General features: G+C 56.2%; 13 protein-coding genes and 1 other RNA gene. 5 read left to right on the top strand and 9 right to left on the bottom strand.

Translation table 11 applies throughout. The annotated features are described in order from the left end of the window. Positions 1 to 12: 12 nt before the first annotated feature. The 7 genes from tdcD to garL all read right to left on the bottom strand — a co-directional run bounded on the left by tdcD (position 13) and on the right by garL (position 7,398). On the bottom strand, positions 13 to 1,221 hold the full coding sequence (gene tdcD / locus FOY96_RS02470) for a propionate kinase (RefSeq protein ID WP_094934487.1): 1,209 nt from the start codon (positions 1,219 to 1,221) through the stop codon (positions 13 to 15). Between the two features lie 30 nt (positions 1,222 to 1,251). After that, positions 1,252 to 2,583 (bottom strand): threonine/serine transporter TdcC, encoded by a 1,332-nt coding sequence (gene tdcC, locus FOY96_RS02465; RefSeq protein ID WP_094934458.1) that lies wholly within the window; start codon positions 2,581 to 2,583, stop codon positions 1,252 to 1,254. Positions 2,584 to 2,592: 9 nt separating this feature from the next. Then, positions 2,593 to 3,582 (bottom strand): bifunctional threonine ammonia-lyase/L-serine ammonia-lyase TdcB, encoded by a 990-nt coding sequence (tdcB, locus tag FOY96_RS02460; RefSeq protein ID WP_033147079.1) that lies wholly within the window; start codon positions 3,580 to 3,582, stop codon positions 2,593 to 2,595. Between the two features lie 100 nt (positions 3,583 to 3,682). Further along, positions 3,683 to 4,603, bottom strand: a complete 921-nt coding sequence (gene tdcA / locus FOY96_RS02455; RefSeq protein WP_143346440.1) for a transcriptional regulator TdcA — start codon at positions 4,601 to 4,603, stop codon at positions 3,683 to 3,685. Positions 4,604 to 5,279: 676 nt separating this feature from the next. Next, positions 5,280 to 5,656: RNase P RNA component class A (gene rnpB / locus FOY96_RS02450), an RNA gene on the bottom strand. 59 nt (positions 5,657 to 5,715) lie between these two features. After that, positions 5,716 to 6,606: a 2-hydroxy-3-oxopropionate reductase gene (garR, locus tag FOY96_RS02445; RefSeq protein WP_094934459.1), complete on the bottom strand. Its 891-nt coding sequence runs from the start codon at positions 6,604 to 6,606 to the stop codon at positions 5,716 to 5,718. Between the two features lie 21 nt (positions 6,607 to 6,627). Next, a complete protein-coding gene (gene garL / locus FOY96_RS02440; protein WP_143347747.1) occupies positions 6,628 to 7,398 on the bottom strand; it encodes a 2-dehydro-3-deoxyglucarate aldolase in 771 nt (256 codons plus the stop codon). Positions 7,399 to 7,771: 373 nt separating this feature from the next. Here garL and garD point away from each other — a divergent pair, with 373 nt between their 5' ends. Continuing rightward, a complete protein-coding gene (gene garD, locus FOY96_RS02435) occupies positions 7,772 to 9,343 on the top strand; it encodes a galactarate dehydratase (RefSeq protein WP_045888054.1) in 1,572 nt (523 codons plus the stop codon). Between the two features lie 153 nt (positions 9,344 to 9,496). On the opposite strand, the gene rsmI is transcribed toward garD, so the two are convergent. Further along, a complete protein-coding gene (gene rsmI, locus FOY96_RS02430; protein ID WP_023309315.1) occupies positions 9,497 to 10,360 on the bottom strand; it encodes a 16S rRNA (cytidine(1402)-2'-O)-methyltransferase in 864 nt (287 codons plus the stop codon). A gap of 61 nt (positions 10,361 to 10,421) precedes the next feature. Here rsmI and FOY96_RS02420 point away from each other — a divergent pair, with 61 nt between their 5' ends. The 4 genes from FOY96_RS02420 to dolP are packed head-to-tail and all read left to right on the top strand — an operon-like array spanning position 10,422 to position 14,134. Next, positions 10,422 to 12,584: a penicillin-binding protein activator gene (locus tag FOY96_RS02420; protein ID WP_143346439.1), complete on the top strand. Its 2,163-nt coding sequence runs from the start codon at positions 10,422 to 10,424 to the stop codon at positions 12,582 to 12,584. Next, positions 12,542 to 12,937 (top strand): YraN family protein, encoded by a 396-nt coding sequence (locus tag FOY96_RS02415; RefSeq protein WP_025756731.1) that lies wholly within the window; start codon positions 12,542 to 12,544, stop codon positions 12,935 to 12,937. The genes FOY96_RS02420 and FOY96_RS02415 overlap by 43 nt, the downstream gene beginning before the upstream one ends. 21 nt (positions 12,938 to 12,958) lie before the next feature. Continuing rightward, a complete protein-coding gene (gene diaA / locus FOY96_RS02410) occupies positions 12,959 to 13,549 on the top strand; it encodes a DnaA initiator-associating protein DiaA (protein WP_003861754.1) in 591 nt (196 codons plus the stop codon). 9 nt (positions 13,550 to 13,558) lie between these two features. Next, positions 13,559 to 14,134: a division/outer membrane stress-associated lipid-binding lipoprotein gene (gene dolP / locus FOY96_RS02405; RefSeq protein ID WP_029739641.1), complete on the top strand. Its 576-nt coding sequence runs from the start codon at positions 13,559 to 13,561 to the stop codon at positions 14,132 to 14,134. A gap of 67 nt (positions 14,135 to 14,201) precedes the next feature. Here the strand turns inward: dolP and FOY96_RS02400 are convergent, their stop codons facing one another. Continuing rightward, complete coding sequence (locus tag FOY96_RS02400; RefSeq protein WP_143346438.1) at positions 14,202 to 15,239, bottom strand: permease; 1,038 nt, start codon at positions 15,237 to 15,239, stop codon at positions 14,202 to 14,204. Between the last annotated feature and the right edge of the window lie 16 nt (positions 15,240 to 15,255).

Here is a 15,255-nt window from a genome sequence, read left to right as displayed (position 1 = left end):
ATTCTCGCTTTATCAGGCGTAAGCCGCGGCCGGGGTAACCTTTCCAAGACGGAGGGCGTCCAGCGCGATCATTTTTTCTTCGTTGGTAGGGATAACCGCGCAGGCCACGCGGGACGATTCGGTGGAGATCACGCGCTCACCCGCGCTCCCCGGCAGGGCATTTTTGGCGTCGTCGAGGATGATGCCGAAGACTTTCAGATGTTCCGCCACCAGCGTGCGGACAAGCTTCGAGTTTTCGCCAATTCCGCCGGTAAAGACCACCCCATCCAGGCGGTGCAGCGACGCCGCGTGGCCGGCAATATGTCGCGCAATGCGGTGCACGAAGGTATGGATAGCCAGCTGCGCCCGCTCGTTGCCTTCGTGCCAGGCTTTCTCCAGCGCACGTAAATCGGAGGAGATGCCGGAGATCCCCAGCAGCCCGGACTCTTTATTGACCACGCGCTCCAGATCCTCGAACGACTGGCCGGTCTGCTGGGCAATCCACGCCATCGCGCCGAAGTCCACATCGCCGCAACGCGTACCCATCACCAGCCCTTCCAGCGGCGTCATCCCCATCGAGGTGTCGACGCTTTCGCCGTTGCGCACCGCGCAGATAGACGCCCCGTTGCCGAGATGGGCAATCACCAGGCCGCTGTCGTCGGCGGACAGCCCGAGAAGCGTATGCGCCTGTGCGGCCACGTAGCGGTGAGAGGTGCCGTGGAAGCCGTAGCGGCGCACGCCCAGCTCTTCAAAATAGCGGTACGGCAATCCGTACAGATATGCCTGCGGCGGCAGCGTCTGGTGGAAGCTGGTATCAAATACCGCGACCTGCTGCACGCCCGGGAACAGGCGCTCTGCCGCTTCCACGCCGCTCAGGTTGGCGTAGTTATGCAGCGGCGCCAGCGGGGAGACCTGGCGAATCTGCGCGATCGCCTCTTCCGTGATCAGGGTCGACTCGCTGAAGAGGTTTCCCCCGTGCGCAATGCGGTGGCCAATTAAGGCCACGCTGCTCATCAGGTTACGCTTCTCCAGCTCCAGGGCGATGGCAGCCAGCGCCCCTTCGTAGTCCTGGTGAGCCAGTCTGGCTGGCTCACCCCCGTTCACGGAAATAAAGGCCTTCTCGGTGTTGATCCCGTCTGCAATGCCCGTCATCAGGGCATCGCAGCTGCTGGCGTCGAGCACCGAAAACTTAACAGAGGACGATCCGCAGTTAATAACCAGTACAACCGGAAACTCAATCATCATGTGACTCCGCTCTTCCTGAGCAATGGGTTAGAACAGTTTGTAAACGATATTCAGAATGGTCAGCAGGCCGACCGCGGTAACGAAGATGTTCTCGGTACGCCCTTTGTACTTCGCCAGCGCCGGTGCTTTGCGGATGGCATACATCGGCAGCAGGCACAGCAGAGAGGCAATGATTGGCGCCCCCATGGCTTCAATAAGGTCCAGAATGTTCGGGTTGGCGTAGGCCACAACCCAGGTGGAGCCCATGATGAACACCATGCTGATGGTGTTCAGCTTGCCAACGGAGACTTTCTTCTTATCGCCCTTGTAGCCAAACTTGAGGATCAGGCCGTTCAGCCCTTCCAGCGTGCCCAGGTAATGACCGAAGAAGGATTTGAAGATAGCCACCAGCGCGATGATGGAGGCACCGTATTCCAGTACCGTTGCGAACGTCGATTTGGTTCCTGACATTGACGCAAAGTGGTTCGCCAGGTAGGAGAGCACCGGAATGTTCTGCGCCTTGGCGTCCGCCATGTTCTGCGGAGAGAGCGTAAACAGGCAGCTAAAGGCGAAGAACATCACCACGGCCACCATCAGCATGCTGGCGCGACCGATGATTTTGGAAGATTTCTGCTCGGTGAATTCTTTACCGAACTCCGGTTCGTACTCTTCGCGCTTGGAGACCACAAACGAGGAGACGATAGGCGAGAAGTTGAAGGAGAAGACCATGATGGAGATACCCAGCCACACCGTAACCAGAATGCCGTCATGACCGGTGAAGGCGATATCGCTCAGGTTGACCTGGTCAATCACCGCCGAGTTCCAGTAAGGGATCAGCGACAGGGAAATCAGCACCAGGCTGGCGATAAACGGGAACACCAGGAAGCTCATGACTTTCACCATCAGGTCTTTACCAAACCAGATAACAAAGGCCATCAGCAGCAGCAGGAACAGCGCCACCACGCCGCGGTTCAGCGCAGGCAGCTGGAGCTGGTTTTCCCAGAAGGTCATAAAGGTGTTGGTAATGGTGACGCCGTAAATCCACAGCAGCGGGCAAATGGCGAAGAAGTAGAGGAAAGTGATCACCACCCCACCGGTTTTACCAAAGTGCTCTTCCACCGTTTCGGTGATGTTGCCGGAAACGTTGCTCCCGGAGAGGCACAAACGCGCCAGCGCGCGGTGGCAGTAAAACGCAATCGGGAACGCGAGAACCAGCATCAGCAGGATAGGGATCAATCCACCAAAGCCTGCGCGAATGGGGAAGAACAGCACGCCTGCGCCAATGGCGGTACCAAACAGGCCGAGCGTCCATGTGGTATCAGACTTGCGCCAGGAGGACGTTTTTGTCTGGCCAACGATAATGCTTTCTGTGTTGCTCATAGGTCACCTTTATGCGTCAACGAAGCCGGTAATTTGGGAAACACGGGAGAGATCGATATTGCCGCCGGAAATAATGCAGACGGTTTTTCGACCCTGAATATAGTGGTCAAGCTTGCCGCTTAATAACGCGGCACAGGCCAGCGCGCCGGCACCTTCCGTCACCACTTTATTTCGCTGAATAAGCGCGATCATGCTGTCGCGAATGTTGTCTTCGCTGACCAGCACAATGTCATCAACCAGCTCGCGAACAATTTCGAACGGTAAATTACCGGGGCGAGAAACGTCACAGCCGTCGGCCAGCGTGCCACTAACGCGATGGCTGATTATTTCCCCAGCCTGATACGATGCCGCCATGCCGTGAACATTTTCTGACTGCACGCCGATGATATTAATGGTGGGGTTAATGGATTTAATTGCCGTCGCAATCCCGGCAATTAAACCGCCGCCGCCGATAGGCACAATAACGTTATCCACATCGTATAAATCTTCGAGAATTTCCAGACCGATGGTGCCCTGCCCGGCGATCACTTTGGCGTCATCGTACGGCGGAATAAAAATGCGCCCTTCCATCTCGACGATTTCGCTGACTTTGGCAATGGTGTCGTTGAAGTTCTCGCCGTGCAGCACCACTTCGGCGGAGTAGTCGCGCGTCGCGGCCACCTTAGACTTCGGCGCGCCCATCGGCATCACCACTTTGCCGTCGATGCCAAGCATCGCGCAGGAGAGGGACACACCCTGCGCGTGGTTTCCCGCGGAGCAGGCGACAACGCCTTTGCGTTTTTCAGCGTCGGTCAGCGAGCTTAACTTGTTAAACGCGCCGCGGATCTTAAACGAGCCGGTACGCTGCATGTTCTCAAACTTCAGGAATATTTCGCCCTTGCAGCGTTCGCTAAGATAATTCGAGCGCGGCATACCTGTTTTATATATTTTTCCTGCCAGTCGTTTTCTGGCGTCCTGAATATCTTCAATCGTTACCGGGAGATCGTAGGTAATATGCATAATATCCTCGTTATAATAATTCATTCTTTTCGGGCAAAGTCAGGGTATCAGAGCGTTACAGAGATAAGCTCTGGGTGTTTTTAAAATGATTACTTATTATTCATCGTCGTCTTTCGATATTCATCGACGAATACTGTTTTGCCAGCTCAACTAATACTGACGCCGATTTTTTAATCCTGTAATTTTTTGACCACACGGCGGCATAACGCGCCACGGGTAATTCATCTTCTACGGGCAGCACAATAAACTGGTCAGAACCGAACGGCGCAATCATGTCGCGGGGAATGACCGTCAGATAATCGGCATTCAGGACAAGGTTATAAATGGTGACGACAGAATCGGTCTGGACGATGTTTTCGATGCTGATGTGGTTGTCTTGCAGGGTGGTCAGAAGTTCTTTGTAGTAGCCCATATCGGTTTGCGGCATCACCCACTGCTCGTGCGTGAGCGATGCCAGTGTCGTCGGGCCGGTGCACGTTCGCGTTTTGCTGGCGACCAGCACAAACTCGGACTCAAACAGCGGTTCGACGTGCAGATCCTGCAGCAGCATTTCATCACTCAGCGTGCCGATAGCGAAATCCAGACGACCGTCGCGAATAGCCGGAAGGAAAGAGGAGAGCTGGGCTTCATACATCGAGACGCGTGCTTTCGGGAACACTTCCTTGAATTTTTTGATCATCTCGGACAGGAAGGTAAAGCCGATCAGCGACGGGTAGCCAAAGGAGACGTCCATAACGGTACTGAAGCTCAGGCTGTTAATCTCACTCACCATGTTTTTCATTTCGCGGGTGATCGACTCAGAGTACGAGAGCAGAACCTGGCCCGCGGCAGTGAGTTTTACGCCGGTGTTTTTACGCACCATCACTTCCACGCCGAAGTAGGACTCAATATCGCTGATGATTTTGCTGACGGCGGGTTGCGTCAGGCCAAGCTGTCTTGCTGCAGAACCTATGGAGCCACTTTTAATGACTTCCTGAAATACCACGAGTTGCTGTGTTTTCGGTAGAATAATAGTGTTCATAATATTCTGCGCTTATTTCCCTATGACGGAGCGGATTCTACCTAATAGTGTTTAAGGGGGTATGTGCTGTCACTCACAATTTGCTTTTTCGCACGCTTCACAGGAACAACGAAAACCAAAAAATGCATTTATTATCAATAAGATAAATAAATACAACCACACCATTACGCTGATATCGATCAATAAAAGCAGTAGTAATAAATTTATTTTATGGCGATAACCTTGATAAATTTTTCAGCGTTAAAAAAATCAATAAAGACGATCTTTCAGGCAATTAAAGACCAATAAATAACCGCTATTTGCTTGAAACATTCTTTCAATTTATTAAATTTTTCCGATGCGAATTTTCAGGTTTGCGGAAAAGAGTGGAATGCGTCACATATTCACGGGAGAAATGTATTTGATTTCAATATATGCATATCAAACGAGAAAAGATTCTCGATCATATAGGTAACAAACATAACAAATTATCAATACTGAAAATCACCTGTTTTTTAGCGTGAAATTTTGTGATGGCGATCGTCTACAGATGCAGGAGCGATACGGAAGGGGTAAAAACAGTGAAATGTGCTTAATGTCGCAAATATGAGAATTGATGTCGTTTGTCCGGCGCTGCGCTTACCCATCCAGCATCACCCGGAAAGCAAAAACCCCGCCGAAGCGGGGTTTTTTAAGAAGTTGAAGCTGACCGATAAGCCGGGTTCTGTCGTGGACAGTCATTCATCTAGGCCAGCAATCGCTCACTGGCTCAAGCAGCCTACCCGGGTTCAGTACGGGCCGTACCATGTGAACCCCTATTTGGCCTTGCTCCGGGTGGAGTTTACCGTGCCACGGACTGTTACCAGCCGCGCGGTGCGCTCTTACCGCACCCTTTCACCCTTACCTGATCCCGCTTGCGCGGGCCATCGGCGGTTTGCTCTCTGTTGCACTGGTCGTGGGTTTCCCCCCCAGGCGTTACCTGGCACCCTGCCCTATGGAGCCCGGACTTTCCTCCCCTCCGCCCGTCTCCCCCGAAAGGGACGACGACGAAGCGGCGACTGTCTGGTCAGCTTCGGCGCGCAGTATAGAGGGTTTGCGCGCCGCTGTCACCCTCAGGTGTGGGCAAGGCGTGATTAACGCGCCACTTCCACCTTCGCCAGTTTTTCGTAGTAGCACGCAATCGCGCTGTGATCGGCCGTGCCCAGGCCATCGGCACGCAGCGCCTGCATCATCTCCATGACCGCCGCGGTCAGCGGCAGCTGCGCGCCTACGCCGTGTGACGTATCCAGCGCGTTCGCCAGATCTTTAATGTGCAGGTCGATGCGGAAACCGGGTTTGAAATTACGATCCATGATCATCGGCGCTTTGGCATCCAGCACGGTACTGCCCGCTAGACCGCCGCGAATGGCCTGGTAGACCAGATCCGGGTTGACGCCCGCTTTGGTTGCCAGAGTCAGCGCTTCGGACATGGCGGCAATGTTCAGCGCCACAATCACCTGGTTTGCCAGCTTGGTCACGTTACCCGCCCCGATGTCCCCGGTATGCACCACGGAGCCCGCCATGGCTTTCATCAGGTCGTAGTATCTATCGAAAACGGCTTTATCTCCGCCGACCATCACCGACAGCGTGCCGTCGATCGCTTTCGGCTCACCGCCGCTGACCGGCGCATCCAGCATATCGACGCCCTTCGCTTTTAACGCCTCGCTGATTTCACGGCTTGCAAGCGGCGCAATAGAACTCATATCAATCAGCACCAGGCCCAGCTTCGCACCGTCGATAATGCCGTTCTCACCCAGCGCAACCTCTTTAACATGCGGGGAGTTGGGCAGCATGGTGATGATGACATCGCACTGCTCGGCAATGGCCTTCGCGGTGGTGGCCGTTTCAGCGCCCGCCGCTATCACCTCTGCCACGGCCTGCGGATTGTGATCGGATACCACCAGTGAGTAACCCGCTTTGATGAGGTTCTTACTCATTGGTTTACCCATGATCCCCAGGCCAATAAAACCCACTTTCAGCGTCATAATCTGTTTCCTCAATGATGGTTATTTTTTAAAAGCGTCGGCTAATTTCTGCGTGGCCGAGCGGAATACGCCGAGGTCGCTGCCGACGGCAACAAACGTGGCTCCCCACTCCAGATAGCGACGGGCGTCAGCCTCAACCGGCGCCAGAATGCCGCACGGTTTGCCGTGAGCTTTAGCGCGGGCAAAGATGTGCTGGATCGCGCGCTGCACTTCAGGGTGGCTGGCGTTACCCAGATGGCCAAAAGCGGCCGCCAGATCGCTTGGGCCGACGAAGATACCGTCCACGCCGTTTGTGGCTGCAATCGCGTCAACGTTATCAACGCCCTGCTGGCTCTCGATCTGAACCAGAATAGTGATGTTGTTATTGGACTGCGCGAAGTAGTCCGGCACGGTGCCAAACATATTGGCGCGATGCGAAACGGAAACGCCGCGGATCCCTTCAGGCGGATAGCGCGTTGAGGCTACGGCCAGGGCCGCTTGTTCTTCCGTCTCCACAAACGGGATCAGGAAGTTGTAGAAACCGATATCCAGCAGGCGCTTGATAATTACCGGCTCGTTAGTTGGCACGCGCACTACCGGGGCGCTGAGGCTGCCTTTCAGCGCCATCAGCTGCGGAATAAAGGTGCTGATATCGTTCGGCGCATGTTCGCCGTCCAGCACCAGCCAGTCGAACCCGGCCAGGCCCAGCACTTCGGTGCTGATTGGGTTTGCCAGCGCGGACCAGCAGCCAATCTGAATCTGGTGTGCCGCGAGGGCCGCTTTAAATTTATTCGGGAAGATATCGTTACTCATCATATTTACCTTTTTAATTCGCAGCCTATATCAGCATCATTTTATTTATTCAGACACCGCACCAGCATTATATTTATTATTCCGACGTATTTTGGCGTTATAAAATCGTCATTCAGTATAAGACGCAATCCACGACCGCACATTGTTTTAATGCTCAAGTATTGCGTTACACTTCGATAAATTTTTTTGCATATGCACAAGGCGCTGGGCGCTAATGCACAGAATCAGGCATTACTGGTTCTGGAGCGATCGCGATCACATTTTCATATCCCCTATGCTGACATGCTTTATTTCTGAAAGCCGCGTATTTATTTCTACCATTAGAAAATTGGCTGAATTTATTATCAGACACTTTGCTGGAGAATACTGAACAATGGCCGACATTGAAATTCGACAGGCATCGCCGACGGCGTTTTATATAAAAGTCCACGACACCGATAATGTGGCGATAATTGTCAACGACAATGGCTTAAAAGCAGGCACCCGCTTCCCGGACGGGCTGGAACTGATTGAGCATATTCCGCAGGGACATAAGGTCGCCCTGGTGGATATCCCTGCTAACAGCGAAATCGTACGTTACGGTGAAGTCATCGGCTATGCCGTTCGCTCTATACCGCAGGGGAGCTGGGTTGAGGAGTCGCTGGTGGCGCTGCCGGAAGCGCCGCCGCTGAACACGCTTCCGCTGGCGACCCGCGTGCCGGAACCGCTTCCTCCGCTGGAGGGCTATACCTTCGAAGGCTACCGCAACGCGGACGGCAGCGTCGGCACCAAGAATCTGCTCGGCATTACCACCAGCGTGCACTGCGTGGCGGGCGTAGTGGATTACGTGGTGAAAATCATCGAACGCGATCTGCTGCCGAAATACCCGAACGTCGACGGCGTGGTGGGCCTGAACCACCTCTACGGCTGCGGCGTGGCGATTAACGCACCCGCTGCGGTAGTGCCGATCCGCACCATTCACAATATTGCCCTCAACCCGAACTTTGGCGGCGAGGTGATGGTAATTGGTCTGGGGTGTGAAAAATTGCAGCCAGAGCGCCTGCTGCAGGGCACCGAAGATGTCAAAGCCATTCCGGCAGACGAGGCCAGCATCGTGCGTCTGCAGGACGAACGCCACGTGGGTTTCCGCTCAATGGTCGACGATATCCTGCAGGTGGCTGAACGCCATCTGGACAAGCTCAACAAGCGCCAGCGCGAAACCTGCCCCGCGTCTGATTTGGTGGTGGGCACCCAGTGCGGCGGCAGCGATGCCTTCTCCGGCGTGACGGCCAACCCGGCGGTGGGCTATGCGTCCGATCTGCTTGTTCGCTGCGGCGCCACGGTGATGTTTTCCGAGGTAACCGAAGTGCGTGACGCCATCCATCTGCTCACGCCGCGCGCCGTTAATGAAGAGGTCGGCAAGCGCCTGCTCGAGGAAATGGCCTGGTACGATAGCTATCTCGATATGGGCAAAACCGACCGCAGCGCCAACCCGTCTCCGGGGAACAAAAAAGGCGGCCTCGCGAACGTGGTGGAAAAAGCCCTTGGTTCGATTGCCAAATCCGGACAGAGTGCGATTGTGGAAGTGCTTTCTCCGGGCCAGCGCCCGACGAAGCGCGGCCTGATTTACGCGGCAACGCCGGCCAGCGATTTCGTCTGCGGCACGCAGCAGGTGGCGTCCGGCATTACGGTACAGGTCTTTACCACCGGGCGCGGCACGCCGTACGGCCTGATGGCGGTGCCGGTGATCAAGATGGCGACCCGTACCGAGCTGGCAAACCGCTGGTATGACTTAATGGACATCAACGCGGGCACCATCGCCACCGGAGAAGAGAGCATTGAGGACGTGGGCTGGAAACTGTTCCACTTCATTCTGGATGTCGCCAGCGGGCGGAAGAAAACCTTCTCGGATCAATGGGGATTACATAATCAGCTGGCGGTGTTTAACCCGGCACCGGTGACGTGATTTTTCGCACCACATCTATCCCGCATTTAGGTAACCCGCCGGACACGCTGCAAATCTTCCAGGTTGAGGCGATACCTGTTAACTGAAAGACGCATAACGATCTGCAGGCCGGGTTAGGCGCAGCCGCCACCCGGTAAAACAGGCGGCAGGGGCTTACTCCCCCTGCTGCTCCAGCGCATGCTTATACAGCGCATTTTTCTTCACGCCGTGAATTTCCGCCGCCAGCGCAGCGGCCTTCTTCAGCGGCAGTTCCGCCTGCAGCAGCGCCAGCGTGCGCAGCGCGTCGGCTGGCAGCGCGTCTTCCTGCGCCTTATGCCCTTCGACGATCAGCACCATTTCACCCTTGCGGCGGTTTTCGTCTTCCTTCACCCACGCCAGCAGTTCACCCACTGGCGCACCGTGAATGGTTTCCCAGGTTTTGGTCAGCTCGCGCGCCAGCACCACGTAGCGGGCTTCTCCCCACACGGTCACCATATCTTCCAGGCTCTCCAGCAGGCGGTGCGTGGATTCGTAGAAAATCAGGGTGCGCGGTTCCGCTTCCAGATCTTTTAACACGTCGCGACGGCCTTTGGATTTGGCAGGCAGGAAGCCTTCATAGCAGAAACGGTCAGACGGCAGACCTGCGGCGCTCAGCGCAGCAATGGCAGCGCACGGCCCCGGCAGCGGCACAACGCGAATACCGGCTTCACGACAGGTACGCACCAGGTGATAGCCGGGATCGTTGATCAGCGGCGTACCGGCGTCGGAGACCAGGGCAATGTTCTGCCCCTCTTTCAGCTTCGCCACCAGCGTTTCGGCTTTTTGTTGCTCATTGTGATCGTGCAGAGCAAACAGACGAGCGTTAATCGCGAAATGTTGCAGCAGCAGGCCGGTGTGGCGGGTATCTTCAGCAGCAATTAAATCAACAGCTTGCAGTACGGTGAGCGCACGTTGGGTAATATCAGACAAATTCCCGATAGGAGTAGGTACAATATAAAGCTGGCCTTGAGAATTATCTGCCGTTTCGTGTTGTTTCATTGTTTCGTCCGTATTGCCGATTTAATATTGAGCATTGCATAAAAAAATCACTGGATACAGTATGGTACCGTTAACGTTTCTTCGAAAAAAAGCCACGCGCAGCGTGCCGCTTCTGCTGGCAGCCCTGATCTTTGCAGGCTGTGGCACCCAGGCACCTGACCAGAGCACCGCCCATCTTCAGGGGTCTGCTCAGGCTGATTCTGGCTTTTATCTGCAACAAATGTCGCAGAGTTCAAATGATACCAAGACCAACTGGCAATTACTCGCCATTCGTGCACTGCTGAAAGAGGGTAAAACCCAGCAGGCAGCCGAACTGTTTAACCAGTTGCCAAAAGATCTTAACGACGCCCAGCGTCGTGAGCAGAGCCTGCTCTCTGCCGAGCTGAAGGTCGCGCTGAAAGATTACGCCGCCGCGAAGAAGATCCTCGGTGACATTGACGTGAGCGCGCTGGATAAAAATCAGCAGGCTCGCTTCTGGCAGGCGGGCATTACCGCTGAGCAGGGGCGCCCTTCCCTCACGCTGCTCCGCGCCCTCGTCGCGCAAGAGCCGCTGCTCGGCGGTGCCGATAAGCAAAAAAATATTGATGCCACCTGGCAAGCGCTTGCCTCGATGACTCAGGAACAGGCGCAGGCTCTGGTCATCAACGCCGATGAAAACGTCCTTCAGGGCTGGCTGGATCTGCAGCAGATGTGGTTTAACAACCGCAGCGATCCAAAGATGCTGAAGGCCGGTATTACGGACTGGCAGACGCGCTACCCGCAAAACCCGGGGGCGAAAATGCTGCCAACCCAGCTGGTAAACGTGCAGAACTTTAAGCCAGCGTCCACCAGCAAAATCGCCCTGCTTCTGCCGCTCAACGGCCAGGCGGCGGTGTTTGGCCGTACCATTCAGCAGGGCTTTGAAGCCGCGAAAAACGGTACCACTTCGGTAACCGGCAGCGCGGTTCCCGCGCAGGCGGCCCAGTCGGCTAACGTGAATGATGTGGTCAGCCCGTCCGCAGCGGAGACCAGCGATCTGACCACGGCGCAAGCGCCGGCGCAGGGTACGATGCAAAACCCGGTGACGGCCCCGACGACGCCTCCGGCTACAGCAACTCCGGCTACTACAGCACCAGCGACTCAGGCTCCGGCCGAAACGCAAGTGGCACCAGCACCTGAAGCGACAGCAGAACAGCCTCAACAGCAGCCTGCGCAACCCGCAGCCCAGCCTGCCGCTCAGCCGCAGGCCGTGGCAACCACCAGCGCCAACCCGGGCGCTGAGGTAAAAATTTACGACACCAGCTCGCAGCCGCTTGACCAGGTTCTGGCGCAGGTTCAGCAGGACGGGGCCAGCATCGTTGTCGGTCCGCTGCTGAAAAACAACGTGGAAGAGCTGATGAAGAGCAATACCACGCTGAACGTGCTGGCGCTCAACCAGCCTGAGCAGGTTCAGAACCGGGCCAATATTTGCTACTTCGCGCTTTCCCCTGAAGATGAAGCCCGCGATGCGGCGCGCCATATTCACGAGCAGGGTAAACAGGCTCCGCTGCTGCTCATCCCACGCAGCGCGCTGGGCGATCGCGTGGCCAACGCCTTTGCCGATGAGTGGCAGAAGCTGGGCGGCGGCGTGGTGCTGCAGCAGAAATTCGGTTCCGTCTCTGAACTGCGCGCGGGCGTAAACGGTGGAGCGGGTATCGCGCTCAACGGCAGCCCTGTCACCGCGAGCCTGCCGCAGCAGCAGGGCGTGACGATTGGCGGCCTGACGATCCCTGCCCCGCCTACCGACGCGCAGATTAGCGGTGGCGGTAAAGTGGATGCGGCCTATATCGTTGCCACGCCGCAGGAGATCGCCTTTATCAAACCGATGATCGCGATGCGTAACGGCAGCCAGAGCGGCGCAACGCTTTACGCCAGCTCACGCAGCGCGCAGGGCACCGCAGGCCCGGATTTCCGTCTGGAAATGGACGGTCTGCAGTACAGCGAAATTCCGATGCTGGCAGGCAGCAACCCGGCGCTGATGCAGCAGGCGCTGAGTACAGTACGTAACGATTATTCGCTGGCGCGTCTGTATGCAATGGGTGTCGATGCATGGGCGCTGGCGAACCACTTTACCCAGATGCGTCAGGTGCCGGGCTTTGAGCTTAACGGCAACACCGGCGATCTGACCGCGACTCAGGACTGCGTGATCAACAGGAAGTTATCATGGCTCAAATACCAGCAGGGGCAAATCGTCCCGGCCAGTTAAGCCGTAAAGAGACCGGCGATGCGTGGGAGTTAAAGGCGCGTCGCTGGCTTGAAGGCAAAGGACTGCGCTTTATCGCCGCTAACGTCCGCGGGCGCGGCGGCGAAATTGATCTGATCATGAAAGAGGGTCAGGTCATCGTGTTTGTAGAAGTCCGTTTTCGACAGTCCTCCCGTTTTGGCGGTGCTGCCGCCAGCGTGACGCTCGCCAAACAACATAAATTATTACAGACTGCCCACTTGTGGCTTGCCCGCCATAATGGGAGCTTTGATACTGTGGATTGCCGGTTCGATGTGATAGCCTTCACCGGAAATGAGATCGAATGGCTTAAAAACGCTTTTGGCGAAGACGCATAATTAAGATTTAAAAGGGATAACGTGCTCGAAAGAATTAAAGTGTGCTTCACAGAAAGCATCCAGACTCAGATTGCCGCGGCGGAAGCCCTTCCGGATGCTATCTCGCGTGCCGCAATGACGCTGGTGCAATCCCTGCTTAATGGCAACAAAATCCTCTGTTGTGGCAACGGCACGTCAGCCGCCAACGCACAGCATTTTGCTGCCAGCATGATCAATCGCTTTGAAACAGAACGCCCGAGTTTACCCGCCATTGCACTTAATACCGATAATGTGGTCTTAACGGCGATTGCTAACGATCGTCTGCATGACGAAATTTACGCAAAGCAGGTGCGAGCCCTGGGTCATGCGGGAGATGTGCTGCTGGCCATCTCCACGCGCGGCAATAGCCGGGACATTGTCAAAGCCGTTGAAGCCGCCGTCACCCGCGACATGACCATCGTGGCCTTAACCGGCTATGACGGGGGTGAGCTGGCGGGTCTGCTTGGGCCGCAGGATGTGGAAATCCGCATTCCTTCTCACCGAAGCGCGCGTATTCAGGAGATGCATATGCTCACGGTGAACTGCTTATGTGATTTGATCGATAACACGCTTTTCCCTCACCAGGATGATTAAGGAGTTCTTATGAAGGCTTTATCGACCCTCGCAGTCCTTATGTCTGCATTACTGCTTCAGGGATGTATCGCTGCGGCCGTTGTGGGTACCGCCGCGGTAGGCACCAAAGCGGCAACCGATCCACGCACCGTGGGGACACAGGTGGATGACGGTACGCTGGAGCTGCGCGTCAACAGTGCGCTGTCGAAAGACGAACAAATCAAGAAAGAAGCGCGTATCAACGTGACGGCTTATCAGGGCAAAGTGCTGCTGGCAGGCCAGGCGCCGAATCTGGAGCTCGCCTCGCGTGCGAAACAGATTGCGATGGGCGTCGAAGGGACCACAGAGGTGTTTAACGAAGTGCGCCAGGGCAAGCCAATTGGCCTGGGTGACGCCTCTTCCGATACCTGGATCACCACCAAAGTGCGTTCCCAGCTGCTGGGCTCGGACCAGGTGAAATCTTCCAACGTGAAAGTGACGACTGAAAACGGCGAAGTGTTCCTGCTGGGTCTGGTGACCGACCGTGAAGGGAAAGCGGCGGCGGATATCGCCAGCCGGGTGAGCGGCGTGAAGCACGTCACCACCGCGTTTACTTACATCAAATAAAAAAAATCCCCTCGCTTGAGGGGATTTTTTTGTAGGCCCGGTAAGCGCCAGCGCCACCGGGCTTTTTTTACATCAACGCAATACTGCCCACCATCACCCCGCTCAACGCCACCAGCCCTGCGGTCAGCCACAGCGCTTTCGCTGGGAACGACTTACGCAGCATGATAAGCGACGGCAGGCTGATCGCCGGCAGCGTAATCAGCAGCGCCAGCGCCGGCGCGGTGCCCATACCGGCCAGCATCATGGTCTGAACAATCGGGATTTCCGCCGCCGTTGGGATCACAAACAGGCAGCCTGCAACGGCCATCGCAATGACCCACATCAGCGTGTTGTCGATAGCGCCATCCGCATGCGGAAAGAGCCAGACGCGCGCCGCTCCCAGCACCAGTACCGCCAGGATATAGACCGGGATGGTGCTCCAGAAAAGCTGCCATAGCGCCCTGCCCCAGCGCGCAAAGAAGCCCCCCTGCGGCTCGCTGACGTCCAGCTCAACGGCTGCGGGTTCTGCGGCAGTATCCTTCACCAGTTTTTGCACCAGCGTCGCCACCACCAGCACGGTCAGCAGCCCGGCAACCAGGCGGATGAACGCGAAATGCCAGCCCAGCACAAAGCCCATAAACACCAGCGTTGCCGGGTTGAGCAGCGGGTTCCCCATCCAGAACGCCAGCGCGCCGCCCATCGACACGCGCTGACGGCGCATCCCTGCAGTCACGGGCGCGGCGCAGCAGGAACACATCATCCCCGGCAGGGAGAAAATCGTCCCCAGCAGCGTGCCCTGAAAGCGCGGCTGCCCAAGGGTTTTCACCAGCCAGTTACGGGGGATAAGCACCTGAATCAGCGAGCCCAGAATGACGCCTAAAACGGCGGCCTTCCAGACGGCAAGGAAGTAGACCATGGCATAGTCCCACGCCGCCTGCAGCGGGCTGGAATCAGCCTGAGCGAGAATAGATTTACCGATGCTGTGCGTTTCGGCGGCGGTGAAGGCTTTGCCGTAGTACGGCTGCCATTTCACGTACCAGAGGCCAACAATGACCACGAGAAAGAAGAGTGCGGGCTTCCACCATTGGACAGGTGTTGCCGCCTGAGATGAAGACTGACCAGTCATAGCATTCCCCGGAGAG

This window comes from Enterobacter asburiae (genome assembly GCF_007035645.1).
Lineage (GTDB): Bacteria > Pseudomonadota > Gammaproteobacteria > Enterobacterales > Enterobacteriaceae > Enterobacter > Enterobacter asburiae_B.
This window is presented reverse-complemented; position numbering and strand designations above follow the sequence as displayed.

Excerpts from the sequence above, each read along its gene's own strand:
- tdcD (WP_094934487.1), bottom strand. The coding sequence starts at position 1,221 with ATGATTGAGTTTCCGGTTGTACTGGTTATTAACTGCGGATCGTCCTCT.
- tdcC (WP_094934458.1), bottom strand. The coding sequence starts at position 2,583 with ATGAGCAACACAGAAAGCATTATCGTTGGCCAGACAAAAACGTCCTCC.
- tdcB (WP_033147079.1), bottom strand. The coding sequence starts at position 3,582 with ATGCATATTACCTACGATCTCCCGGTAACGATTGAAGATATTCAGGAC.
- tdcA (WP_143346440.1), bottom strand. The coding sequence starts at position 4,603 with ATGAACACTATTATTCTACCGAAAACACAGCAACTCGTGGTATTTCAG.
- garR (WP_094934459.1), bottom strand. The coding sequence starts at position 6,606 with ATGACGCTGAAAGTGGGTTTTATTGGCCTGGGGATCATGGGTAAACCA.
- garL (WP_143347747.1), bottom strand. The coding sequence starts at position 7,398 with ATGAGTAACGATATCTTCCCGAATAAATTTAAAGCGGCCCTCGCGGCA.
- garD (WP_045888054.1), top strand. The coding sequence starts at position 7,772 with ATGGCCGACATTGAAATTCGACAGGCATCGCCGACGGCGTTTTATATA.
- rsmI (WP_023309315.1), bottom strand. The coding sequence starts at position 10,360 with ATGAAACAACACGAAACGGCAGATAATTCTCAAGGCCAGCTTTATATT.
- FOY96_RS02420 (WP_143346439.1), top strand. The coding sequence starts at position 10,422 with ATGGTACCGTTAACGTTTCTTCGAAAAAAAGCCACGCGCAGCGTGCCG.
- FOY96_RS02415 (WP_025756731.1), top strand. The coding sequence starts at position 12,542 with ATGGCTCAAATACCAGCAGGGGCAAATCGTCCCGGCCAGTTAAGCCGT.
- dolP (WP_029739641.1), top strand. The coding sequence starts at position 13,559 with ATGAAGGCTTTATCGACCCTCGCAGTCCTTATGTCTGCATTACTGCTT.
- FOY96_RS02400 (WP_143346438.1), bottom strand. The coding sequence starts at position 15,239 with ATGACTGGTCAGTCTTCATCTCAGGCGGCAACACCTGTCCAATGGTGG.